The organism is Bradyrhizobium sp. AT1 (assembly GCF_001590795.1).
Lineage (GTDB): Bacteria > Pseudomonadota > Alphaproteobacteria > Rhizobiales > Xanthobacteraceae > Bradyrhizobium.
Map to the genome: position 1 here is coordinate 4,515,953 of NZ_JXDL01000001.1, position 23,713 is coordinate 4,539,665.

Here is a 23,713-nt window from a genome sequence, read left to right on the forward strand (position 1 = left end):
CTGCTCTCAATCCGCCTTCACGTAGTCCTTGGCGATGATCGCTTCCGCGTCAAAGCCTTTGTCGGCAAAGCCCTGCTCCTGCAGCCATTTGATCTGGTTGTCGACATTCTTCACGTCGAGCTTGCCGTCGGGATCGATATAGGCGCAATTGCCGACCACCTGCTCCACCGGCAGGTTGGTGTATTTCGCGATGATCTCCAGGAGCGGTTTCGTCTTGTCGTTGATGGGCGCGACGCCGTCCTTCATCGCGGCGAGGATGACGTCGTGATATTCGCGGTCGGCCTTAGCGAGCGCGCCGAGCAGCTTTGTCACCAACGCCTTGTTGGTCAGCGTCTTCGGCGAGGCGAACACCGCGCCCAATTGCCAGGGCGTCTCGTCGCCGACCCAGCCCAGGAACTTCGCGCCGCCCTCGTCCATCAGCTTTCGCGCGGTGGAAATAGGAAGCAGCGCCGCATCGACGGTCTCGCCCTTCAGCGCGGCGGCCGCATTCGACAGCGATTGCAGCGGCACGATCTTCACGTCCCCGAGCTTGAAGCCGTATTTGTCGGCGAGCAGGCCGAGCGAATAGTGAAAGCTCGATCCGACCTGCGTCATCGCCACGCGTTTTCCCGCGAGGTCCTTCGGCGTCTTCAATCCGGCCGCGTAGGCGTTGTTGCTGGCGAAATAGCCGATCAGGGGGTAGCCGGCTTTCTCGCGGCTCATGCCGCCGATCACCTTCAGCGTCCCCTTGCCGGCGAGGTTGTAGAGACCGGCGGTGAAAGCGGTGATGCCGAAGTCGACGTCGCCCGAGGTGGTCGCGACCGCAATCGGCTGCGCCGCGTCGAAGAACTTCAGCTCGACATCGAGGCCGGCCTCGCGGAAATAACCCTTGTCCTGCGCGATGAAAACAGGCGCGGAGGACGACAGGCGCAGCACGCCGATCCTGGCCTTCAGCGCATCCTCGGCCCGCGCCGTGCCCATCGCCGTGATCGCCAGAAGGCCCGCAAGCGCGAGCCGCACCATCCCGATCATCCCGTTTCCTCCGCCGTCGTTGTCTCGGTCGTTCTGTTGCAAGCCCGTCACAAACCTTCAGGCACCGCCTGGTCCCGGCCGATGAAGGCGCCCTGTTGTTTCAACGTTTCCTGCAACTTTTCAATGGGGATTTCGCGCGGGATCCGGTTTCCGGAGAGCGCCAGCGCGGCGGCGGAACCGGCAGCCTCCCCCATCGCAAAACAGGCACCGGAGACCCGCGCCGCCGACTGGCCCTCATGGGTCATGGAGGCGCAGCGGCCGGCGACCAGCAGATTGTCGACCCCATCAGGCACCAGCATCCGGTAGGGCAACTCGTTATAGCCACGCGATTCCGGGATCGGCGGGAAGGTGAAGACGACATCGCCGGGAACATGGGCCTCGATTGGCCAGCCATTGACGCCGATGGAATCCGTAAACGAGGCACAGCCGAGCACGTCCTCGCCGCTGAGCTGGTAGCCGCCCGTGATGCGGCGGGTCTCGCGGATGCCGAGCTGCGGCGGCAAATCGACGATGTAGGACTTTTCAAAGCCCGGCACCGTGCTGCGCAAAAACTCGTAGGCGGCGAGCGCCTGCTTGCGGCCCTCGATCTCGCCGCGGGTGAGATCGTCGGGCTCGACGCCGTTGATGGCGTAGCCGTCCTCGCGCGCGACTTGGGTGAAGTTGACCCGCCATTCGATGCCGGATTTCTGCGGCCGCACGATCGCGCTTTTCCGAGGAAATTTGTGGGTGCCGGCCGCGGTCGCCTTCTCCATCAATTGCGGGATGGTACGCCAGGCGTCACCCGCCTTGGCGGGATCGATGCCGTTGAGACGCAGCATCATGGAGGGATAGAGCGGATGGCCGTGTTCGTCGCCGATCTCGAACGGCGCGCCGGCCCACACCGCGAGGTCGCCGTCGCCGGAGCAGTCGATGAAGATCTCCGATCGCACCGCTTGGCGGCCGGCCTTGGTCTCGACGAGCAGCACGTCGATACGGCTGTTGTCGCCCATCACGACGCCGGCGCCGAGCGCGTGAAAGAGGATGTGAACCCTGTGGCTGGCGAGCAGCTCGTCGGCCGCGATCTTGTAGGCGGCGGTGTCGTAGGCCTGGGCGAACACCTTGCCGAGGATCAGATGCGGCGTGTTGAGGCCACCCAGCCGATCGATCCGCGCCAGCAGCTCGGACGCCATGCCCTGTACGAGCCGCCGGTGCTCGCCATGGACATTGCCATGCAGCCCGCAGAAATTGGTGACGCCGGCCGCCGTTCCCATGCCGCCGAGAAAGCCATAGCGCTCGATCAGCAGCGTCTTCCGTCCGGCCCGCGCAGCTGAGGCCGCCGCGACGATGCCGGCGGGACCGCCGCCGAGCACGACGACTTCATATTCGCCGTAGAGCGGCACCTGGCGTGCCGGTTCTTCGATCGTCGTGGCCCGCATGGCGCGTCCCTTCCCGGATTTCCTTTGCTTGGGGCGACTATGAATTAACGCGCCGCGAGCTACAATCCACCAAAATACGCGATCAGCTTACGCGAATCGAGAAAGGTCGAGATGGACATCCTGGTGAACCTGCAGGCCTTCCTCGCCACCGCGGATGCGGCCGGCTTCTCCGCCGCGGCGCGAAAGCTTGACGTCTCGACCTCGGTGGTCGCCAAGCGCGTCACGCAGCTGGAGGCGCGGATCGGCACGCAGCTGTTTCACCGCTCGACCCGGCAATTGCGGCTGACCGAAGCCGGACAGCGCTATGTGCATCGCGCACGCGGCGTGGTGACTGACGCCACCGATCTGCTCTCGCGCATGGGCGAGAAGGGCCACGATCTCGTCGATCACCTCCGCATCAAGGCCCCGACCTCGCTGACGGTGGCACGCCTCGCCGATGCCTTCAGCGCGTTCCAGACCCAGAACCCGAAGCTCAAGCTCGATATCGTGCTGATCGATCGGCCGGTCGATCCGGTGACCGAAGGCTTTGACATCGCCATCGGCGCTTTTCCGCATTCGTTCGGCGGCGTGGTCGATGAGCCGCTGTGCGCGCTGAAGCGGTTGCTCTGCGCCTCGCCGGCCTATTTGAAGAAACACGGTACGCCAAAGCATCCGCGCGATCTGGTCGAGCATCGCTGCCTCAGCTTCCTGCCGACCGGACCCGAGTGGGTCTTCGACGGACCGCGCGGCCGCATCAGCATCCAGGTCAGCCCGCTGCTCTCCTCCAACGAAGGCCACGTGCTGGCGCGCAGCGCCATCGCCGGCAACGGCATCGCGCTGATCTCGCATTACCTCGTGGCGGATGCGCTGCGCGACGGCATGCTGAAGCCGGTGCTGCGCGACTTTCCGATTCCGGAGCTATGGGTAAAAGCCGCGATCCCCGAACGGCGGCGCAATGCGGCTGCAGTGCAGGCGCTGCTGACACTGCTGAGAACGTCGCTGGCGCCGTCGCTGTAGATGGCGGTGCCGTAGCCCGCATGCAGCGCAGCGGAATGCGGGGACCTGGTCCCGGATTGCGCTTCGCTCCATCCGGGCTACAGGCCTGGCGCAAGATGGTTGCTTGGGAATGGCGAACCTGAGAGAAGGGCCGCCATGGATTCGATCGTCGTGAAATTCGCCCTGCCTGCCCTCGCCGCTCTCGCGATCTCAACCGCTCCGGCCGCGGCCGTTGAGCAAAACTGCCGCTTCATCCAGGCCAAGCCGGAGCGCGAGGCCTGCTACAAGCGTCAGGAGGACGAGCTGGCAGCGAAACACAAGCCGGCACCTGCCGCGGCCGAGAACAACACACTCGAGACGCTGCGCCAGATGCGGCAGGACGACGATGCCGTCTATCGCAGCATCAACAACATCTGCCGCGGCTGCTGACGTTCAGCCCTTCGCACCGCCCCACCTACCTGCCCGCTTCTCGGCGAACGAGGCCAGTCCCTCCGCGGCTTCCGCGCTCTGCCGCTTCAGCGAATGCAGCTGCACGAGCCGCGTATACGCCGCGTCGTCCACCGCCATGCCGCCGAACGAGCTCTCCAGCGCAAGCTTTTTGGTCTCGGCCATCGCCTCCGGCCCGTTGGCGAGCAGTTGCTCGACCACCTTGGCGCCTGCGGATTCGAGACCGGCGAGCGGCACCACCTCGTGGACGAGGCCGATGCGGCGGGCATCTTCGGCACCAAAACGTTCGCCCGTAAGCGCATAGCGGCGGACCTGGCGCACGCCGATGGCATCGCAGAGCTGCGGGATGATGATCGCGGCCGTCAGGCCCCAGCGCACCTCGGTGATGGAGAACAGCGCGTTGTCCGCGGCGATGACGACATCGCAGGCCGCAATCACGCCGGTGCCGCCGCCGAAGCAGCCGCCCTGTACCAAGGCCACGGTCGGGATCGGCAGCGTGTTGAGCCGCTGCACGGCTTCGAAGGTAGCACGGGATGCCGCCTCGTTGGCCTCTGCCGATTGCGGCCGTACGCCGTTGATCCATTTGAGGTCCGCCCCCGCCTGGAAGTGCTTGCCGTTGCCGCGGAGCACGACAACGCGCAGGTGGGGCTTCTTCCCCAGCTCGTCCATGGCCGCGAGCACGCCCGCGATCAGCGCGCCGTCATAGGCGTTGTTGACCTCCGGCCGGTTCAATGTGACGGTTGCAACCCCACGCTCATCGAGGCTCCACAGGACGGGGCTGGCAGTCATCGGCGATCCCTCCGCTTCGTTGTTGGCTTGCACTATGGCCGAGGCGGCACATCCCGATCCATATCTTTCCAGCGTGGGGCGGTCGCGTCCATCGCATGGCGGCTTGTGTCATGGTGACGCCGGGCGGCACCACGGGATCAGGGACAGGAAATATATGCGCATCTGCATTTTCGGCGCGGGCGCCGTCGGCAGCCATATTGCGGTCCGGCTGGCGCGGGCCGGCCATGACGTTTCATGCGTGATGCGGGGGGCGCATCTGGAGGCGGCGCGCGCGGCCGGCCTCAGGCTGCGCGTCGGCGATTCCGAGGTCAGCGCCAAGGTGAACGCATCGGGCGATCCGGCCCAGCTCGGCCCGCAGGACGTCGTGATCTCCACACTCAAGGCGACGGCGCTGCCGGGACTGGTTTCCAGCATCAAACCGCTGCTGCAGGACGACACCGCGATCGTGTTCGCGCAGAACGGCATTCCCTGGTGGTACGGGATCGGCCTGCCGCCGCGGCACCCGACGCCGCCGGACATCTCCTTTCTCGACCCCGGCGGACGCCTGCGCGCCTGCATCCCGAAGGAGCGGATCATCGGCGGCGTCGTGTTCTCCTCCAACGAGGTGACCGCCCCCGGCGTGGTGCAGAACCTGACCCCGGATCGCAACCGCCTGCTGATCGGCGAGTGCGACGATCGCAATTGCGAGCGGATCACCAAGCTCCGCAACGTCTTCAACGACGCACGGCTGGAATCCCCGCCGGTGGCCGAGATCCGCGAGGCGATCTGGTCAAAGCTGCTGACCAACATGTCGCTCTCGGTGCTGTGCCTGCTGACCGGCCAGACCGCGCGCGGCGTGCGCGACGACCCTGCTTTCGCCGAGGTCATCCCGCGCATGCTGAACGAGGCCAACGACATCGCCCAGCATTTCATCCCCGAGGTCAAGCGCGTGACGCGCAGCGGCCCTGCCCCCAACCACAAACCGTCGCTGCTGCAGGATTACGAGCTCGGCCGCGCCATGGAGATCGACGTGCTGGTGAAAGCGCCCGCCGCCTTCGCCCGCACCGCCGGCCTGTCGACGCCAACACTTGACTTGATCGCCGCACTCGCGATCCAGAAGGCGCGCGACAAGGGGCTCTATTCGGCCTGAACGTCAGGCGAGTTGGTCGATCCAGGCCGCGAGCGTATCGAGCACTTCCGTGAGCGCCTCCTCGTTGCTGCGGCCGGACTTCTTCAGCACGGCGAAGGAGTGATCGCCGCCTTCGACTTCATGCAGCGTCGCCTGCGCACCAAGCGAGGCGATGACAGGCTTGAGATGCCCGAGATCGGCGAGCTCGTCGCGCGTGCCCTGCAGGAACAGCATGGGGATGGTGATACCGGCGAGGTGCTCGGCCCGCTCGGACGAAGGCTTCTTGGCGGCATGCAAGGGGAAGCCGAGGAAGGCGAGGCCCTTCACACCTGGAAGCGGCGCCTTCGACTGCGCCTGCGAGGTCATGCGCCCGCCGAAGGATTTGCCGCCCGCGACGAGCGTCGCGCCGGGACATAGCCGCGCCGCCTCCGAGACGGCAGCGCGGACGGCCGCGTGCGCCACCGCCGGCTGGTCGGGACGCCCCTTCTTCTGTTCCATGTAGGGGAAATTGAAGCGGAACGTCGCGATGCCGCGGCCCGCGAGACCGATTGCAGTCTTCTCCATGAAGGCATGCCGCATGTCGGCGCCGGCACCATGCGCCAGAACGTAGCAGGCACGCGCCTTGCCCGGCTGCGTCAGGATGGCCGAGACCGTCCCGATGCGCTCGATGTCGAGCTTGAGTTCGCGCGCCTGGGTCAAGACTGAATGTTCCCGATGAGCCCCCGCAATGCTACCTGCGGGACCGCGATCTGAAAACAGGAGACCTCGCGCTTGTCCCCGGCATGCGCGCGGCCTGCGCGAACGCCGGCCCTAGCTGACCCGCCGTTCCCGCCCTTCCCAGAACGGCCGGCGCAGCTCGCGCTTCAGCACCTTGCCGGCGCCCGACAGCGGCAGCGGGGTCTCGGTGATCTCGATGCTGCGGGGGCACTTGTAGCCGGCGATCAGCGTCTTCGTGAACTCGATCAGCTCGCCGGACGAGACCTCCACCCCGCCGCGCTTGACCACGACGGCATGAACCTGCTCTCCCCATTGCTCGTTGGGAACTCCGATGACCGCGCATTGCAGCACCGAGGGGTGCTGCGCCAGCGCGTTCTCGACCTCGACCGAGTACACATTCTCGCCGCCCGAGATGATCATGTCCTTGACGCGGTCGACGACGTAGATGAAGCCGTCCTCGTCCATGTAGCCGCCATCACCGGTATGCATCCAGCCGTCGACCACGGCCCGCGCGGTCTCCTCCGGCCGCTCCCAATAGCCCATCATCACGGTGTCGCCGCGCACCACGATCTCGCCGACCGCACCCGCCGGCACGGGCTGGTCATTCTCGTCGACGATCCGCACCTCGCAGCCGAGCGTGGCGCGGCCGGCACCGCGATGGCGGCCCTTCCTGCGCCCTTCCCCGACATGCTCGTCGGCGTGCAGCAGCGTCGCGATCGGCGACAATTCGGTCATGCCGTAAGCCTGCGTGAAGCGCACATGCGGCAATGCGCGCGCGGCACGGTCGAGCACCGCCTCGCTGATCGGCGAGGCCCCGTAGATGATGTTCTTGAGCGGCGACAAATCGTAGTTTCCAATCGCCGGGTGATCGACGAACATCTGGATCATCGTGGGCACCAGCAGCACGTCGGTGACGCGCTCGTTCTGCATCGCGGCCATCACGCCTTCGGGCGTGAAGCCCTGAACGATCACGTTGGAGCCGCCTGAGAGCAGCAGGGAATACATCGCCGCCCCGTTGGCGAGATGAAACATCGGCGCAGCGTGCAGATAGATCGCACTCCCCGGAAACAGCCCTTCGCCGAGAGCGTTGAGCGCGTTGGCCATCAGATTCTGGTGGCTGAGCATCACGCCCTTCGAACGTCCGGTGGTCCCGCCGGTGTAGAAAATGCCGGCGAGATCATCGCCCTTGCGCATGGCATCGGCGACCGGAGCGCTGCCCGCGACCAGATCCTCGTAGCTCTCCATTCCGGCCGGCACCTCGCCGTCGTCGGCGTAGATCAGCTTGAGCCCCGGAATGGCGCCGGCGAGTTGCGTGCCAACCTGCGCAAAGGCCTTGTCGACGAGCAGAACCGAGGCACGGCAGTCGCGCAGCGCGTCCTCGTTTTCCAGCGCGCTCCAGCGGATGTTGAGCGGCACGATCACGCCGCCCGCCCAGCCGGTCGCCAGATAGAGCTCTAGATAGCGATCCGAGTTGAACGACAGGATCGCGACACGATCGCCGTCCTGGACGCCGAGCGTCCGCAGGCCACCGGCCAATCTCGCGACGCGCTCGCCGATTTCCGCCCAGCTGCGCCGCCGCTGCCCGTAGACGGTGGCGAGCCCGTTCGGGTTGATCTGCAGCGCGCGCCGCAGTCCATGCGTGATGTTCATCGCGGTCCTCCTGTACGCTTCTTCCCTGATGTTGCGCGTCCTGAGTTGCGCCGTTGCGGCGCCCTCGGCGTCTTGTTTGTTATCTGCTGCCGGCTCTCGCTCGCCAGACCTTCCGTCAGGCGAACCGTGAACTCGTCGGCGATTTCGGTCGGCGACAGCTCACCGTCGCGGCGATACCAATGGCCGATCCAATTGAGCGCGCCCGCGATGGCGAAGGCTGCGAGCTTGGGATCGCAGGGCCTGATCGAGCCGTCCGCCGTGCCTGCGGCAATGTATCGCCGGAAGGTGGCGTCGATCCGCTTCTTGGCGGTGCGCGCGACAGCGGCGTTGCGCTCGGTCAGGTCTCGCAGATCGAACCGCACGAGGCTCGCCCCGAAATCGGTCGCCATCAGCGCGGCATAGGCGTGCACCAGCTTACGCAGCTTGGCGAGGCCGGAGCCGCCGCCGGCGTTGATCTCCGTGATCACGCTGTCGACGAGCTCGGCGCCCATCGACCAGCATTCGAACAGGATCTCGTCCTTGCCCCGGAAGTAATTGTACAGCGCGGGCTTGGTGATGTTCAGCCGCTCGGCGACCTCGTTCAGCGTCACGCGATGATAACCCTGCTCCAGGAACAGCTGGACGGCGGCGCGCAGCACCGCCTCGCGCTTTTCGTCGCGAGCGCGGCGGCGGCTCTCGAACGGCAGCCAGGGCGAAGACGGCGACGAGGAAGGAGCGGGCGGCGCTGAATCCATGTGGGATCGGTTGACTCTGGAGGACATCGACCGATATGTTACCCATGGGTAAGAAAAAGTCCAATGGGTAATTTATTTGGAGGAAGCGATGTCTGACGTCATCGTCGCAGGGGTCGGCATGATCCCCTTCGCCAAGCCGGGTGCCAGCGCGCCCTACCACGAGATGGGAACGGAGGCCGTCAAGCTGGCGCTCGCGGATGCCGGTCTTGGTTACGACGAGGTCGAGCAGGCCTATGTCGGCTACGTCTACGGTGATTCCACCTGCGGGCAGCGCGCGCTCTACCCTGTCGGGATGACCGGCATCCCTATCGTCAACGTCAACAACAATTGCTCGACCGGCTCGACCGCGCTGTTCATGGCGCGGCAGATGATCGCGAGCGGCGCGCTGGATTGCGTGCTGGCGGTCGGCTTCGAGCAGATGAAGCCCGGCGCGCTCGGCAGCGTCTATACCGACCGCCCGAGCGCATTCGAGGAGTTCGACGCGGCCGCGGACGAGCTGATCGACGCGCCCGGCATTCCGCTGGCGCTGCGTTATTTCGGCGGGGCCGGGCTCAGCCACATGAAGAAATACGGCACCCCGCTCGACGCCTTCGCCAAGGTGCGCGCCAAGGCGAGCCGCCATGCCAAGAACAATCCGCTCGCACTCTTCCGCAAGGAAGTCACCGCGGATGATGTCATGAACGACCAGGTGATCTGGCCGGGCGTGATGACGCGCCTGATGGCGTGCCCGCCGACCTGCGGCGGCGCCGCGGCAGTGTTGGTGTCCGAGCGGTTCGCGGACAAGCATGGCATCGGCAAGCAGGTCCGCATCACGGCGCAGGCCATGACCACCGACACGCCCTCGACCTTCAAGGCCGGCGACATGATGCAGCTGGTCGGCTATGACATGGCAAAGGAGGCGGCAAGCCGGGTGTACGAGAGCGCCGGCATCGGGCCTGACGATCTCGACGTGGTCGAGCTGCACGACTGTTTCGCCCACAACGAGCTCATCACCTACGAGGCGCTCGGCCTCTGCGGCGAGGGCGAGGCCGGCAAGTTCATCAATGACGGCGACAACACTTATGGCGGACGGATCGTGACCAATCCGTCCGGCGGATTGCTGTCGAAGGGACATCCGCTTGGCGCCACCGGGCTTGCGCAGTGCTACGAGCTGACGCGGCAGTTGCGCGGCACGGCAGGTGCCACGCAGGTCGAGGGCGCGAAGGTCGCACTCCAGCACAATCTGGGCCTCGGCGGCGCCTGCGTCGTCACCCTCTACAAGCGGCACTGACGTCCATGGTCGATCAGTCCGCCGTGGGGCGCAGCTTCACGCCCGTCACCGCGCATGTGGAGCCGGGCCGCCTCCGCTACTTCCTCAACACGCTGGGTGAAGAGAACCCGGTCTACCGCGACGCAGATGCTGCGCGGGCGGCCGGATTCACCGGCATGCCGGTGCCGCCGACCTATTTGTTCTGCCTGGAGATGATGGACGTCGACGACCCCTTCGAAATGTTCAGCGCGCTCGGCATCGACCTCGCCCGCGTGCTGCATGGCGAGCAGAGCTTCGCCTATCACGCGCCGGTCCTGGTCGGCGACACCCTGACGTTCCGGCCGCGCGTGACCCACGTGACGGAGAAGAAGGGCGGCGCGATGACGCTGATCGGCATCCGATGCGAGGTGACCAACCAGGACGGCGTGCACGTCGCCGATACCGCGCGCACGATCGTGATCCGTAACGGGGTGGCGGCATGACGGCATCCGGAGACATCAAGGCCGGTGACCGTCTCGTCCACAAGGTCTTCCCGCCGATCACCCGCCACACGCTCGCGCTCTATTGCGGCGCATCGGGCGATCATAATCCGATCCACGTCGATATCGACTTTGCCAAGGCGGCCGGATTCCCGGATGTGTTCGCGCACGGCATGCTGGTGATGGCCTATCTCGGGCAGGCCCTCACGGATGCTGTGCCACCGTCGAGGCTGCGCCATTTTTCGACCCGTTTCGTCGCCATCACGCAGCTCGGCGCCAAACTGACCTGCGAAGGCACCGTGACCGAGCTCTTTGCGGAAGCCGGCGAACGGCGCGCAAGGCTCGCGCTCACCACCAGGGACGATCGCGGCGAGATCAAGCTCGAGGGCAGCGCCATCGTCGCGCTGTGACAGCAACAGGACACATGCAAATGGCAAAACTGCAAGGAAAAGTCGCGCTCGTCACCGGCTCGGGCCGCGGCATCGGGCGCGCGATCGCACTCAAGCTTGCGCGCGAAGGCGCCAGGGTCGTGGTCAACGATCTCGATGCCGAACCCGGCAACGCCGTGGTGGCGGAGATCAAGGCGCTCGGCGGCGACGCCGTCGCCGTGAACGGTAGCGTCGCAGAGCCGGGTTTCGCCGACCGCTTCGTCGGCGCCGCGCTGGACAAGTTCGGCGGGCTCGACATCATCGTCAACAATGCGGGCTACACCTGGGACTCCACCATCCAGAAGATGACGGACGAGCAGTTCCAGGCCATGCTCGACGTTCATCTCGTTGCCCCCTTCCGCCTCCTGCGTGCGGCCGCCGAGCCGATCCGCGTCTTCGCCAGGAAGGAAGCCGAGGAGGGCCGCGAGGTGTTCCGCAAGGTCGTCAACATCTCCTCCATCGCAGGCCTCTACGGCAATGCCGGGCAGGCCAGCTATTCCTCGGCCAAGGCCTCGCTGGTCGGGCTGACCCGTACCATGTGCAAGGAGTGGGGCCGCTACAAGGTCAACGTGAATTGCGTCGCCTTCGGCCTCATCAACACCCGCCTGACCCAGCCGATCGAGGCCCAGCAGAAGACTATCGACGTCGCCGGCCGCGACATCAAGGTGGGCGTGCAGCCGCAGATGCTGGAGGCGATGTCGCGCATGATCCCGCTCGGCCGCGGCGGCACGCCGGAAGAGGCGGCCGACGCCGTCTATCTGTTCTGCAGTCCGGAATCCAATTATATCAGCGGGCAAGTGGTCGTCGCCGGTGGCGGCCTGATTGTCTGAGAGCGAGGCGCTGATGCATTACCGATCATCGTGGATGACCGAAGAACTGGACACGTTCCGCGACCAGTTCCGGAAATACCTCGCCAAGGATCTGGCGCCGCATGCCGAGAAATGGCGCGAGCAGAAAATGGTCGACCGCTTTGCCTGGCGCGGGCTCGGCGAGATGGGCGCGCTGCTCGCCAGCGTGCCGGAGGAATATGGCGGGCTGGGCGCCACCTTCGCCTATGACGCGGCGGTGCTGGACGATCTCGAAAGCACCGTGCCGGAATTGACCACCGGCGTCTCCGTGCACAGCGCCATCGTCGCGCACTACATCCTCAATTACGGCTCGGAGGAGCAGAAGAAGCGCTGGCTGCCGAAGATGGCCTCCGGCGAGATGGTCGGCGCCATCGCCATGACCGAGCCCGGCACCGGCTCGGATCTGCAGGCCGTCAAGACCACCGCGAAGAAGCAGGGCAATTCCTACGTCATCAACGGCCAGAAGACCTTCATCACAAACGGCCAGGCCGCCGATCTCGTCATCGTGGTCGCGCGCACCGGCGAGGCCGGCGCAAAAGGCATCTCGCTGATCGTGGTCGAGACCGCGGGCGCGGACGGCTACAAGCGCGGCCGCAACCTCGACAAGATCGGCCTGCACGCCTCCGACACGTCGGAGCTGTTCTTCGACAATGTCACGGTGCCGCCGGAGAACCTGCTCGGCAAGGAGGAAGGCCAGGGCTTTGTCCAGCTGATGCAGCAATTGCCGCAGGAGCGCCTCGCGCTCGCGGTCGGCGCCGTCGCCGCGATGGAGCGCGCGGTCAAACTCACCGTCGACTACACGAGGGAGCGCAAGGCGTTCGGCAAGCCGTTGATGGATTTCCAGAACACCGCCTTCACGCTCGCCGAGCGCAAGACCGAGGCGATGATCGCACGCGTCTTCGTGGACTGGTGCATTGAGCGCCTCGTCGCCGGGGATCTCGACACGGTCACCGCGTCGATGGCGAAATATTGGTGCTCGGACAAACAGGTGCAGACCGCCGACGAATGCCTCCAGCTGTTCGGCGGCTACGGCTACATGCAGGAGTATCCGATCTCCCGCATCTTCATCGATTCACGCATCCAGAAGATCTATGGCGGCACCAACGAGATCATGAAGCTGTTGATCGCGCGGTCGCTGTGAGTCGCGTCACTGTAGCGCGGCTATTTCGCTGACGGCCTTCGGTAGCGCATCACATAGTCTGGCGTGGGAATACCCGGCTTGAGATCCGCGCAATTCCTGGGCTCGCCGGCCACCAGCTTGAGCGGTACGACACCGGCCCAGACGTCAAGGGCGTGGTCTTCCTCCGGGTCGACCACGCCGTGATTTCTGATCTTCGCTGAGGCCTCCGAAATCGGGAAACGGAGGAAGACCGTTGCGGCCAGCTCCTTTTTCTTTGGCGGACGAACGATATGGCCCGGTACGATATCCTCGACGAAGGCCGCGACCAGTCGCTCTTTTTCGTCGATATCCTCGATCTTCTCGGCCGTTCCGAAAATCATGACGGAACGATAGTCCATACTCATGCCGAAGCCGGAGCGGCCGGCCACGACGGAATCGACTAGCGTGACCGTGATGCAGGCGGGGGCTCCATCCGCCAAGGCCGTCAAGAGCTGATTGTTCGGGCTGCCGTGAACATACACATGTTCGCCAATGCGAATGATCGCGGTTGGAATGACGCGCGGCCCACTCTCCGTGGCTACCCCAATGTGGCACACTAGCGCTTCATCGAGGATGTCGTGAATGGTTTGCAAGTCATAAGCTGCGCGCTCGGGACGTCGTCGCACGCGGGTCTTCTCGGTCGGAGTAATGATTGTCACGACGAACCTCCTACGCGGGCTGATGGGCCATTGTGGATTTGCTGTGCGTGAGGTGATCCCCTTCGTAGTCGTTCCGCTCGTCGACGCGCTTTCCAGCGATATAGGCCCTGATTCGTTCGTGCAGGGACGCCGGTACCTTGACGCCCTCCCGTGCGGTTCGCTCGCGCGCTTCGTACCGTCGATCCGAAGGAAGCCTGGCTCCGTCCTGCTCAAGCATGCGCGAGAACAGCATCTCCGCATGCTTGAGCTGTGCGACACGATCACCGTTTTCGACACATCGGAGCGGATCGATGGCGATGATCAATTCGCCGCCGCAGGGCGCGCCGGTATTCGCCTTGTCACGTTCGCCGGCTTCAAAGCTGAGTACATCGCCGACAAGAGGACCGGCCAACAGTTCAACCATCATCGCGATGTTCGAGCCCTTGAAGCCGCCAAAGGGCAGCTGGGCTCCCGCAAGGGCCTTGGCCGGATCGGTCGTAGGCTTACCGTCAGGGCCGATCGCCCATCCGTCCGGCAGAGTCTTGCCATCGCGTAGGCGAAGCTGGATCTCGCCACGCGCAGAGGCACTCGACGCCTGGTCGAAAACCACCGGTGGCTTGTCGTGCCGTGGCCATGCGAATGCCATCGGATTGGTTCCGAAGAGCGGTTTCGTCCCACCCGCGGGCGCCACGTAGGGACTGGCTGCGACGAATGCAAAGCCAACGAGACCGCGCTCAGCAAGGCGCTCGACTTCCGGCCAGAGTGCAGCAACGTTGAGTGCGTTCGTGACCGCGAGCGCCGCTATACCGTGCTTCTTCGCCCTGTCAGCCAACGGCTCGTCGCCACGCTCGAGAGCCAGCGGAGAGAAGCCATATTTCGCATCGACTTTGATCACGCTCGGCATCAGTTCGACAAGTGCAGGCTCGGCGTCTCCGGAGGCCTGCCCCGACAGCAGACCGTTCATGTAGAACGGCAGCCTGAACAGGCCGTGGTGGCGGCACTCGTCGCGCTCCGCCGCGGTGATGGTGTTCGCGATCGCCTGCGCGTGCGTCTCGTTGAAGCCCTGCGACAGCAAGGCGGCCTTGGCCGAACGGTGCACGTCGCTCAGCGACAGTTGAACGAAATCCTGCATGAAGCCTGCTCCTTTGTGGTGGCCGGAGAGCGATCCAGCGACAAAATTCAATATCCACAAATTTGCATGATATGCAAATTCAATCTCGTCGCAATGCTTGCCCAGGTTTGCCGTCAGGGCTTCAGCGATTTATCAAGAGGACGACTTGGTCGGAGCGAGATCGACTGCCCCGGAGGGCGTCACTACCATCAGCATCTTGGCCGGCTTGTTGCCGACGTTCCTGCCCATATGGGGCTTGTCGCCGAGCAGGTGCACGCAATCGCCGGCGTCGAGCGTCAGGCGATCGGCTCCGATCTGGAATTCGATGCGGCCCTCGAGGATATAGAGCACCTCCTCGCCTTCATGGGAGAGCAGCTTGACGTCGATCTCCGACACGACGGGAAACTCGAGCAGAAACGCATTGAGTCTGGGCTCGGTCAGATCACCCGACAGCCAGTGGTAGTCGTAGCCATTGGCCGACATCTGCTCGGAATCAGTGCGATCCTTCTTCCGAGACACCGAATAATGCTTCGGAACGTAGGCCTCGTTGGTGTCTTCAAAGAGATCCCGCAGGGGGACGTTCAGGCGGGTCGCGATCGAGATGAGATTGGCGATCGACGTCGCCGTCTCTCCCCGTTCGATTCGAGAGAGATAGGCGGCCGACAAATTGGTGTCGGCCCCCAATTGCTGTAACGTGAGTTTACGAAGTTGGCGCGCCGCCCGGATACGAAGTCCCAGCTGGCGCGCGACAAATCGCGCCTGATCCAAAACGCGCTCCCCGACCTCTTGGAACGTTTAGAGGTTGGCTCTAGAGGCAATTTGCGCGGCATGCAAGATTGGAGAGGCGTTTACCGACCGCCGGCCACAGGGCCGTGCACTATTTCCGGATCAACGGGCAATCGCTCTGCTCCAGACTCGGGAACGCCTGGTCGGCGGGAATGGTCGCCAGAACCTTGTAATAATCCCATGGCGCCTTGGATTCCGAGGGCTGCTTGACCTCGACGAGATACATGTCGTGCAGCATCAGACCATCTTCCCTGACCTTCCCATTGCGCGAGAAAATGTCGCTGACGGGGAGCTCTTTCATCTTGTTCATCACAGCCTGCCCAGCGTCTGTCTGCGCGGCCTCCACCGCTCGCAAATAATGCCGCACAGCCGAATAGACCCCGGCTTGAGTCATGGTTGGCATGGCATTCCGCTTCGCGAAGAACTTCCTGGACCAGACCCTCGTCTCCTCGTCCCGATCCCAGTAGAACGCCGTCACGAACTTCAGGCCCTTGGCCGCCGCCAGGCCGAGCGAATGGACGTCGGTAATGAAGACGATCGGCGCAACGAGCGATTGGTCGGAGATGCCGAACTCGGCTGCCTGCTTGATACCGGTTGCCATGTCCGCGCCCGCGCTCGCCAAAGCGACGACTTTTGCCTTCGATGATTGCGCCTGGAGCAGGTAAGAGCTCATATCGGATGTGTTGAGCGGGTGTCGCACTTCGCCAAGAACCTGGCCGTTCCCCTCCGAGACTGCCTTGCGGATATCGGCGGCGAATGCCTGCCCGAAGGCATAATCCACGGTCACCAGAAACCAGCTGCTGTAACCCGATTTGACGAGCGCCTTCGCCAGCCCGTATCCGTTCGAATAGCTGGTGTAGACCCACTGGGCGGAGGTCGCCGAACAGGCTTTGCCGGTGAAATCTGACGAAGCTGCCGCAATCAGGGTCACCTTGCCGCGGTCCTTGGCGAGCGACTGGACCGCAAACCCTACGGACGAATTGGAAAAGTCGGCGACCACGTCGACACCGGCCAGATCGAACCACTCGCGCGCCTTGGCAAGCCCTATGTCCGCTTTGTTCTGATGATCGGCAGAGAGCAGCTCGATCTTCTTGCCAAGCACGGTTCCGCCGAACTCGTCGATGGCCATCTGCGCGGCCACGACCGACCCCTGCCCGGAAAGATCGGCGTAAGGCCCTGACTGGTCGTTCAAAATGCCGATCTTGACCGCGTCGTCAGAGATTGCCGGTCCGGCGGATGCCGGGAGGGCCAATAGGATCAGCGCCAGCCCTGCGAGGGCCCCGCCAAGAGTGGCATTCGTTCTGAACATGGATCGAACCTTCCTTCGAATGACAATAGGCACGATACGCAAATTTGCATAACATGCACTATTGCACAAAGGATAATTTTTAGGCGGCTTGTTCAAAGAATTAGCGGCGGTAATAGCGGACCGGACGCAATGCGTTCACCGCATGCGCAGGCTCAGTCGCCTCCCGCACACGCGGACATGAAGCGGCACAGAGTTCGAATCTTGAGCAGATGCGGCTCGCGCCCGACCGAGCCCTCAACGGCAGAAAAATGGATCCGGCGCGGGCGCCACGCTCAATTCGGATGCCACCAGCGGCCGCCGATGACGACGCCTTCGGACACGATCTTCCGATCGCCGATCAGATGCTCGCCGACGACGTCCTCGTAGTCGAACTGGCCCTGCTTGATGCTGATCAGCGTGGCGTCGCCGGCGCTGCCGGGCTTGAGGCTGCCGAGCTCGGGGCGCCGCAGCGCCATCGCGGCATTCACCGTCGAGGCCGCAATCACATCCGGCAGTTCCATGCCCATGCACAGGAATTTCGACAGGGTCGTCACCTGGTCGAAGGCGGGGCCGTCGATGCAGAGCTGGTGGATGTCCGACGAAATCGTGTCCGGATAGAAGCCGTTGGCGAGCATGGCGCGCGCGGTCTTGAACGCGAACGAGCCCTTGCCGTGGCCGATGTCGAACAGCACGCCGCGCTCGCGCGCATCCAGCACCGCCTTCTTCACCGTGCCCTGCGCGGTCGCCGGCGTGTTGGGGAACGGGCGGAACGCATGGGTCAGCACGTCGCCGGGACGCAGACGTGCCAGCACCTCCTCATAGCTCGGCGGCGGATGGTCGATATGCGCCATCAAGGGCATGCCGACCTCGTCGGCAACCTCGAGCGCGATGTCGAGCGGCACGGCACCCGACGTCCCCGAAGAATGCAGGCCGACGCGCACCTTGATGCCGACGATGAGGTCGCGGTTGGCATCGGCCACTTTCGCCGCCTCGATCGGATTCATCAATCGCAGCTCCTCGCTCTCGCCGACCATGATCCGGTGCGAGAAGCCGAAGATGCCGGCATGCGAGACGTGCAGATGAGCGAGGATGCGGACCTGGCTCGGCTCGATCACATGCTTGCGGAAGCCGGCGAAATTGCCCGGCCCGGCGCTGCCGGTATCGACCGCCGTGGTCACGCCCGAAAGCCGGCAGAACTCTTCCGCATCAATGCCGAGCGAGGTGCCGCCCCAATAGACATGGGTATGCAGATCGATCAGCCCCGGCGTGACGATGTATTTCGAAACGTCGCGCACCTCGGTGCCCGGATCCGCCTTCAGCGCGCTGCCCACCGCCGCCACCTTGCCGCCGGCAAAGGCGACATCGGTCACGGCATCGAGCTTCTGCGAGGGGTCAATCACGCGGCCGCCGCGCAGGATCAAATCGAAAGGCATCACGGTCTCCGGAGGTGGCGGCCAATGCAGGCGGGATCAGTTGGCCAGACAGGAGGTATCCCTCTGCACATCGATAAACACGACATGATTCATGTCAATGTCGGAGCCGGGTGCAATCCTATGATCCGATCGAGCGGCAAGTCGACAACGGTCTGGCTTCCGCCAATCTCCCCCCACCAAGGACGACGGATATGAGCTACGCCACCATCAATCCCTATACCGGCGAGACTCTGAAGACTTTTCCCAGCGCGAGCGACCAGGAGGTCAGTGCCGCCATCGATCGGGCGGACGCAGCCTTCCACGCCTGGCGCGAGGTCCCGATCTCGGCACGGACCGCAGTGCTGCAAAAAGCGGCAGACATTCTGCGACGGGATCGCGATGCCTATGCGAAGCTTCTGACGCTCGAAATGGGCAAGCTCTTTGCCGAGGCCAAGGCGGAAGTCGAGCTCTGCGCGCGCATCTTCGAATATTACGTCAACAACGCCGAGCAGTTGTTGCGGCCGGAGAAGCTGCCCGTGGCAGACCCCGCGGAAGGCGAGGCGATGATCGTGCACGATCCGCTTGGCGTCATCCTCGCCATCGAGCCGTGGAATTTTCCCTATTACCAGATCGCCCGCATCATCGCGCCGCAACTGTCGGCCGGCAACACCATCCTGCTCAAGCATGCCTCGAACGTGCCCCAGAGCGCAGCAGCGTTCGAGCGCATCATGCGTGAGGCCGGCCTGCCCGAGGGATGCTTCACCAAGCTCTACGCCACCCGCTCGCAAGTCGAGATGATCATCAACGATCCCAGGGTCCATGGTGTCGCGCTCACCGGCTCCGAGGACGCCGGCGCGATCGTCGCCGCCCAGGCCGGCAAGGCGCTGAAGAAATCGACGATGGAGCTTGGCGGCGCCGACGCGTTCGTCGTCCTGGCCGATGCCGATCTGGACAAGACCGTCAAATGGGCCGTGTTCGGCCGGCACTGGAATGGCGGTCAGGTCTGCGTCTCCTCCAAGCGCATGATCATCGTGGACGAGGTGTACGATGAATTCCTGGCGCGCTATCGCAAGGGTGTCGCCGCCCTGAAGGCAGGCGACCCCTTCGATGCCGAGACCACGCTGGCGCCGCTCTCGTCACAGCACGCGGCCGACGAGATCCGGGAGCGGATTCAGCAGGCCGTGAAGCAGGGCGCGAAAGCCGAGGAGGTCGGTCCGTCGGTGCCCAACCAGGGCGCGTTCGTGCAGCCCACGATCCTCACCGAAGTGAACGAGGACAATCCGGCCCGCTATTGGGAATTCTTCGGCCCGGTCTCCATGCTGTTCCGCGCCAAGGATGAGGCCGACGCAGTGCGCATCGCAAACGATTCCCCCTTCGGCCTCGGTGGCTCGGTGTTCACGTCCAATCCGAAACACGGGGCGGAAGTCGCGCGCAAGATTTCGACCGGCATGGTGTTCGTCAATCATCCGACCAAGGTCGAAGCGGACCTGCCGTTCGGTGGCATCAAGCGATCGGGCTATGGCCGCGAGCTGCTCGGGCTCGGGCTCAAGGAGTTCGTCAACCACAAGCTGATCGACGTCGTCGATATCGACGCCCGTTTCTGATCCGTCGCTCCGGATCAGGGGCGCGGGCCGAGGCGAGCCCGCGCCTGCATCTACTGCTGCGCTTGAAAGCTCGTCGAGCAGAGCCGCTGGCTCATGGCAGGCTGGCGATCCCGGGAAGACTCGAACTTCCGACCTACGGTTTAGGAAACCGTCGCTCTATCCGGCTGAGCTACGGGACCGCGGAACCCACGTCAGTGGGTTGCCTGTGGGTGTACATATCAAAGCGACGGCGGGATCGGAAGCCCTCGCCTCGCCGAATGAGGAAGATCTCCCGCACCCTAAGCCTGATGTCCGAGCGTACCGATGTCGACGGAGGCATATTTCACCGCGGGCCGGGGCGCCTTGCAGGCCGCCGCAACGCCGGCAAAACTCACGTAAGGACGGCCGGAGCCACTGTGCCCTGGCAAATCAGCTTCTCGCCTTGGCTTTGAGATCGCGATACTCAAAACAAGGTCATCTCGCCCACCAGACCGTTTCGAACGAGCCACGGCGTTTGCCGGTTATCGGTTTCCTTCATCACCGAGCTCTTTACGCGGCCGTAAAACTCTCCCAAATCGAGCGCTTCCGAGCTTCCTTGTTTGGCCGACAAGAGCGCCGAAACGACCGCATTGGTGAAGCGACCGCCTTTGCTGTCGGCTTCCTCGCTGAGCTGGCGTCCCTTTGAAGCGGCAAGGATGATCATCGGGCCGCCGGCCTCCGTTAACATCGCCGCCGCCGCGTCATCATTCGAAAGCGCCTGCTTCTTGCCCGCGAAACCGGCGTGGCAGGCATCAAGCATGATGATTGTCGTTCCCTTGGCACCGGCGAGGGCTTTTGAGATCTCCTTCCACGAGATCGCGGTTTCTCTCACATTCTGCAGGGCTGTATCGGTACCCACCAGATACAAGCCGGAGTCGGGATCGCCAAACTCTTTGCCATCGACGCCATGCCCGGCGAAGAACAGCACCAGCCGATCGTTGACACCCGTGTTTTCAGCGGCCGCGCGCACCTGGTCGAGGATGCCCTCTCTTGTCGCCTGAGCATCAAGGATCAGAATTGGATCGACGTCGGAAAACGTTCGACCCTTGAGCGTCGACAGAGCTCCGGCCAGATGTTGCGCATCATATTTCGCCTGCTTGAGCGGGGAAATATTCTTGTCCGCGTAAGTATCTATCCCGACAAGCACCGCGTTCAACTTCCCTTGCGCGGCGACCTTGCCAGGTATCTTCACGGCACTCGGGAGGCTAACCAGCCCTGTGTCGGACACAGCCACGGCTGAAATCCAGTGACCGGAGCCTGGATCAGGTATCGTGAAAGGGATTTCAGCTCGTTTGGAGTTGACGTCGACGCTCGACAACTGGCGACCGTCGGAAAATATCCTGACACGGGCGACCGAGGAATCCGATTGAACCCGGACATTGCCTTTTCTTTGACCCTCGCGCCCCGGCTTCTGCTCAACCGCCAGAGTAGCGAGCGGTGGTGCCGCAAGCGGCTTTTCCAGCGAGGCCGATTGACCGGCCATGACCAAACGCGCAAGACCGGGCCGATGCAATATCGCCTCGAATTGGCTGAAGTGATGCAGACCCGGCATGCCGTCGAAACGAACATTGGCGAGTTGAGCGCCTTCGAAGGTGGAATCGTAAAAGCCATCCTGTGTTGCCAGCAGAACCTCGTCATCGATATACGAACCTGTCAGCATGCGCTTTCCATCCGACAGCCGGCTCACGAAAAACCGATCGTCCCCGTTGTATTGAATGACGTGCTGCTCATCTGCCGAGATCCGAGTGGCGGCGAAAATCGGCGCGTCCAACATCGGTATTTGCACCGGCTTGGCTTTCGGCTTCGTCAGGTCGACGATCGTTATCGTCTCCGATAGTGGAACCGCGATGCTGACGAACTTCTCCGTCAGTCTTTGAACACGAGCGCGGCCCACATCGGTAAGCCAACCCGTCATACCGGACTCTCCGAAAGAGCTCTCAATTGCACTGATTTCGATGGACCTGGCCGCTCGGCTGATCAGGAAGACCTCCCCGGTGGTGCTCCCCACCCCCGACCCTCCGCCCTTATATGTCTTGCTGATAAGCCAATAGGAGACGCCCCTTTGCTCCCAGAAATAAACTCGATCGACAGAATCAAGGAAATAGCTCGGTGAGCGTTCCGTCCCGTCGGATAGCTTGATCTTTGTCTTGCCGCTCTTGATGTCCTCCCAAACCGGGGACAGCAATTTCTCGAGTCTTGCTGATCCGCCAGAGCCTTGGTTCGCCCCTTCAGTTTCTTCGTATTGCAAGGTAATCGGAAGAGGACTAAGGACGCGCATACCCAGATCCGCCGACCTCTCGATGATCGCATCAACCCTTGGCTGAGCCTGCGGTGCGCGCACGTTGCTTGCGGTTCTCAAGCCGTCCCTGCGGTCAGGTCGTCCCGACCGAAATGTTCCGATGAGCTGATTCGATACGGTGGCCAACGTCCCCGCAGCCACTGGTCGCGGGGTATGGCTCACAACCAGAGCCACGCGCTCCGAGAATGCCTTTGTTCGGGCGATAGTATCGGCACGGTCCGGCTTTCCTTTGGCATCAAAGCGCGCGATCTGAGAGACGAAATTGTGCGACAGCTGGATCGGACCACCAAGGTTCCACCCGGATGGAATGCCGACGAAGGCTGAATCGTATCTTGAGCGAATGTGCGCTACCAGATTCCTCTGTTCAATTTCTTCAATTGGTTCACGCTGAAAGAGGTCCGCAATACGCACCACTCCGTCATCATATTTTGACGAAAGCGAAGCCGCGAACCCTCTATCGACGTCAAGAACCAGGCGAAGGGACTCCCAGGCGCTGCAGGCATTGCAGGCATCTCCACCGCGGAATAGACCTTCGCCCGAGTCAACTGTGATGTTGTACAGGCCGAGCATTCCCCACCGGCTTCCCAGACCGACGACGTAACTATCGTTGAGGCCCCAGATCAGGACCTCGTTGTATATGGGGTCGATGAACGGCAGGGGCTCACGGTCCCCGAGCAGATCTGTGATCTCGAACGACGTATCGACCTCACGCCGCGAGGCGAGAAAACGGCCAGTCGGTGAGAAGTTGGGGTCCACGCCCGCCCTGGAGAGCAGCAGATCTCCCGACACAGCGTCGTAGACTTCGTAACGAGCAGAAAACACGTGCAAATCGTAGCGCCCGTTGAGCGAGCGTATGACCTTTTGCGGAGCACCTGCCGAATAGCGGTCCTGGACGGTCAGGCGAGCCACTCCCGCAAGAACATCTACCGTGAATTCATGCTCGAACAGCGCCTGCTCGCCACAACTACCCGCGTAGATAATCGCCGCGTGAATCTCATGTCGCTTTGCGATCTGCGGTCGGATTTGAATTTCGCGCTTCGTACCCGCGGACATTTTCCAGTGCAGCGGAATGAGAATCCGCGAATGATCGGCTTTGTAGGCAATGTCCCAGGGCGCTGCGGCTCCCGGTGTAAGTGCCATAAATCCGCCACCGCGGAAACGGGTTGCTTCCTCCGTGGCCATCACGAGGTAGATAGGCGCCTTCAGCGAAAGCGTTTGCGAAAATTGCCACTCGAGGGCGATGCTTTCCCCAACCTTCACCGGACCCGGCGTCTTGAGGGCAACAGTCACCGCGCCCGCGGCTTGCCTGCTCTCAAGGAGTTCCTGAGCACAATCGGGCGCTGCCGAACTGACGTTCGACCAGAGCGTTGCGATTAACAGCGCAGCCACCCCGACCACGGCCTTGTAGGACAACATACGCCCTCAAATTTATCAACTCATGGATGGAATGAGACTACAATCGAATCCTCCGAAAGACGTGACCTAAATCACTGACCCACAAGTTTGCATTTCCATCTGCGTGTCCTTTAATGCAGACGTGACGAAGCC

At 63.4% G+C, this 23,713-nt stretch carries 21 protein-coding genes and 1 tRNA gene; 9 read left to right on the forward strand and 13 right to left on the reverse strand.

Annotation, left to right across the window (positions count from 1 at the left end; genetic code table 11):
- Positions 1-6: 6 nt before the first annotated feature.
- Positions 7-1,011, reverse strand: coding sequence for an ABC transporter substrate-binding protein (locus SE92_RS21000; RefSeq protein ID WP_063198015.1), 1,005 nt, complete (start codon positions 1,009-1,011; stop codon positions 7-9).
- A gap of 47 nt (positions 1,012-1,058) precedes the next feature.
- A complete protein-coding gene (locus SE92_RS21005) occupies positions 1,059-2,426 on the reverse strand; it encodes an FAD-dependent oxidoreductase (protein ID WP_063198017.1) in 1,368 nt (455 codons plus the stop codon).
- A gap of 111 nt (positions 2,427-2,537) precedes the next feature.
- Here SE92_RS21005 and SE92_RS21010 point away from each other — a divergent pair, with 111 nt between their 5' ends.
- Both SE92_RS21010 and SE92_RS21015 read left to right on the forward strand, forming a co-directional pair.
- A complete protein-coding gene (locus SE92_RS21010; protein WP_063198023.1) occupies positions 2,538-3,422 on the forward strand; it encodes a LysR family transcriptional regulator in 885 nt (294 codons plus the stop codon).
- Positions 3,423-3,557: 135 nt separating this feature from the next.
- Positions 3,558-3,830: a hypothetical protein gene (locus tag SE92_RS21015; RefSeq protein ID WP_084251862.1), complete on the forward strand. Its 273-nt coding sequence runs from the start codon at positions 3,558-3,560 to the stop codon at positions 3,828-3,830.
- Positions 3,831-3,833: 3 nt separating this feature from the next.
- Here SE92_RS21015 and SE92_RS21020 read toward each other — a convergent pair whose 3' ends face one another.
- Positions 3,834-4,637 (reverse strand): enoyl-CoA hydratase-related protein, encoded by an 804-nt coding sequence (locus SE92_RS21020; RefSeq protein WP_063203674.1) that lies wholly within the window; start codon positions 4,635-4,637, stop codon positions 3,834-3,836.
- 154 nt (positions 4,638-4,791) lie between these two features.
- Between SE92_RS21020 and SE92_RS21025 the strand changes: the two genes are divergently transcribed.
- Entirely contained in the window at positions 4,792-5,766 is a 975-nt protein-coding gene (locus SE92_RS21025; protein WP_063198025.1) for a ketopantoate reductase family protein, read from the forward strand.
- 3 nt (positions 5,767-5,769) lie between these two features.
- Here SE92_RS21025 and SE92_RS21030 read toward each other — a convergent pair whose 3' ends face one another.
- From SE92_RS21030 to SE92_RS21040, 3 genes are all read right to left on the reverse strand, one after another.
- Positions 5,770-6,444: an alpha/beta hydrolase family protein gene (locus SE92_RS21030; protein ID WP_063198027.1), complete on the reverse strand. Its 675-nt coding sequence runs from the start codon at positions 6,442-6,444 to the stop codon at positions 5,770-5,772.
- A 111-nt stretch (positions 6,445-6,555) separates the two neighbouring features.
- On the reverse strand, positions 6,556-8,112 hold the full coding sequence (locus tag SE92_RS21035) for an acyl-CoA synthetase (protein WP_063198029.1): 1,557 nt from the start codon (positions 8,110-8,112) through the stop codon (positions 6,556-6,558).
- A complete protein-coding gene (locus tag SE92_RS21040; protein WP_063198031.1) occupies positions 8,109-8,846 on the reverse strand; it encodes a TetR/AcrR family transcriptional regulator in 738 nt (245 codons plus the stop codon). Before SE92_RS21040 ends, SE92_RS21035 begins: the two co-directional genes overlap by 4 nt.
- 88 nt (positions 8,847-8,934) lie before the next feature.
- On the opposite strand from SE92_RS21040, the gene SE92_RS21045 reads away from it, so the two are divergent.
- Genes SE92_RS21045 through SE92_RS21065 form a run of 5 tightly spaced genes read left to right on the forward strand, consistent with a single transcriptional unit; the run spans position 8,935 to position 12,991 of the window.
- Positions 8,935-10,116: a lipid-transfer protein gene (locus tag SE92_RS21045; RefSeq protein WP_063198032.1), complete on the forward strand. Its 1,182-nt coding sequence runs from the start codon at positions 8,935-8,937 to the stop codon at positions 10,114-10,116.
- Positions 10,117-10,121: 5 nt separating this feature from the next.
- A complete protein-coding gene (locus SE92_RS21050) occupies positions 10,122-10,577 on the forward strand; it encodes a MaoC family dehydratase N-terminal domain-containing protein (protein WP_063198034.1) in 456 nt (151 codons plus the stop codon).
- Complete coding sequence (locus SE92_RS21055) at positions 10,574-10,984, forward strand: MaoC family dehydratase (protein WP_063198036.1); 411 nt, start codon at positions 10,574-10,576, stop codon at positions 10,982-10,984. Before SE92_RS21050 ends, SE92_RS21055 begins: the two co-directional genes overlap by 4 nt.
- A 20-nt stretch (positions 10,985-11,004) precedes the next feature.
- Complete coding sequence (locus tag SE92_RS21060) at positions 11,005-11,832, forward strand: SDR family NAD(P)-dependent oxidoreductase (RefSeq protein WP_063198038.1); 828 nt, start codon at positions 11,005-11,007, stop codon at positions 11,830-11,832.
- Between the two features lie 13 nt (positions 11,833-11,845).
- The gene (locus tag SE92_RS21065) at positions 11,846-12,991 is read left to right on the forward strand and encodes an acyl-CoA dehydrogenase family protein (RefSeq protein ID WP_063203675.1); all 1,146 of its coding nucleotides are present in this window, start codon (positions 11,846-11,848) and stop codon (positions 12,989-12,991) included.
- Positions 12,992-13,011: 20 nt separating this feature from the next.
- On the opposite strand, the gene SE92_RS21070 is transcribed toward SE92_RS21065, so the two are convergent.
- The 5 genes from SE92_RS21070 to SE92_RS21090 form a co-directional block, all read right to left on the reverse strand.
- Positions 13,012-13,668, reverse strand: coding sequence for a pyridoxamine 5'-phosphate oxidase family protein (locus tag SE92_RS21070; protein WP_063198039.1), 657 nt, complete (start codon positions 13,666-13,668; stop codon positions 13,012-13,014).
- Between the two features lie 10 nt (positions 13,669-13,678).
- Complete coding sequence (locus SE92_RS21075; protein WP_084251973.1) at positions 13,679-14,779, reverse strand: Ldh family oxidoreductase; 1,101 nt, start codon at positions 14,777-14,779, stop codon at positions 13,679-13,681.
- A 132-nt stretch (positions 14,780-14,911) separates the two neighbouring features.
- Positions 14,912-15,526 carry a helix-turn-helix domain-containing protein gene (locus SE92_RS21080; RefSeq protein ID WP_084251863.1) on the reverse strand — a complete coding sequence of 205 codons (615 nt, stop codon included), beginning with the start codon at positions 15,524-15,526 and terminating at the stop codon, positions 14,912-14,914.
- A gap of 109 nt (positions 15,527-15,635) precedes the next feature.
- Positions 15,636-16,853 carry an ABC transporter substrate-binding protein gene (locus SE92_RS21085; protein WP_063198043.1) on the reverse strand — a complete coding sequence of 406 codons (1,218 nt, stop codon included), beginning with the start codon at positions 16,851-16,853 and terminating at the stop codon, positions 15,636-15,638.
- Between the two features lie 272 nt (positions 16,854-17,125).
- A complete protein-coding gene (locus SE92_RS21090; RefSeq protein ID WP_063198044.1) occupies positions 17,126-18,265 on the reverse strand; it encodes an amidohydrolase/deacetylase family metallohydrolase in 1,140 nt (379 codons plus the stop codon).
- 191 nt (positions 18,266-18,456) lie between these two features.
- Here SE92_RS21090 and SE92_RS21095 point away from each other — a divergent pair, with 191 nt between their 5' ends.
- Positions 18,457-19,848, forward strand: coding sequence for an NAD-dependent succinate-semialdehyde dehydrogenase (locus SE92_RS21095; RefSeq protein ID WP_063198046.1), 1,392 nt, complete (start codon positions 18,457-18,459; stop codon positions 19,846-19,848).
- Positions 19,849-19,950: 102 nt separating this feature from the next.
- Here SE92_RS21095 and SE92_RS21100 read toward each other — a convergent pair.
- Both SE92_RS21100 and SE92_RS21105 read right to left on the reverse strand, forming a co-directional pair.
- A tRNA-Arg gene (locus SE92_RS21100) sits at positions 19,951-20,027 on the reverse strand.
- A 263-nt stretch (positions 20,028-20,290) separates the two neighbouring features.
- A complete protein-coding gene (locus SE92_RS21105) occupies positions 20,291-23,581 on the reverse strand; it encodes a caspase family protein (RefSeq protein WP_063198048.1) in 3,291 nt (1,096 codons plus the stop codon).
- Between the last annotated feature and the right edge of the window lie 132 nt (positions 23,582-23,713).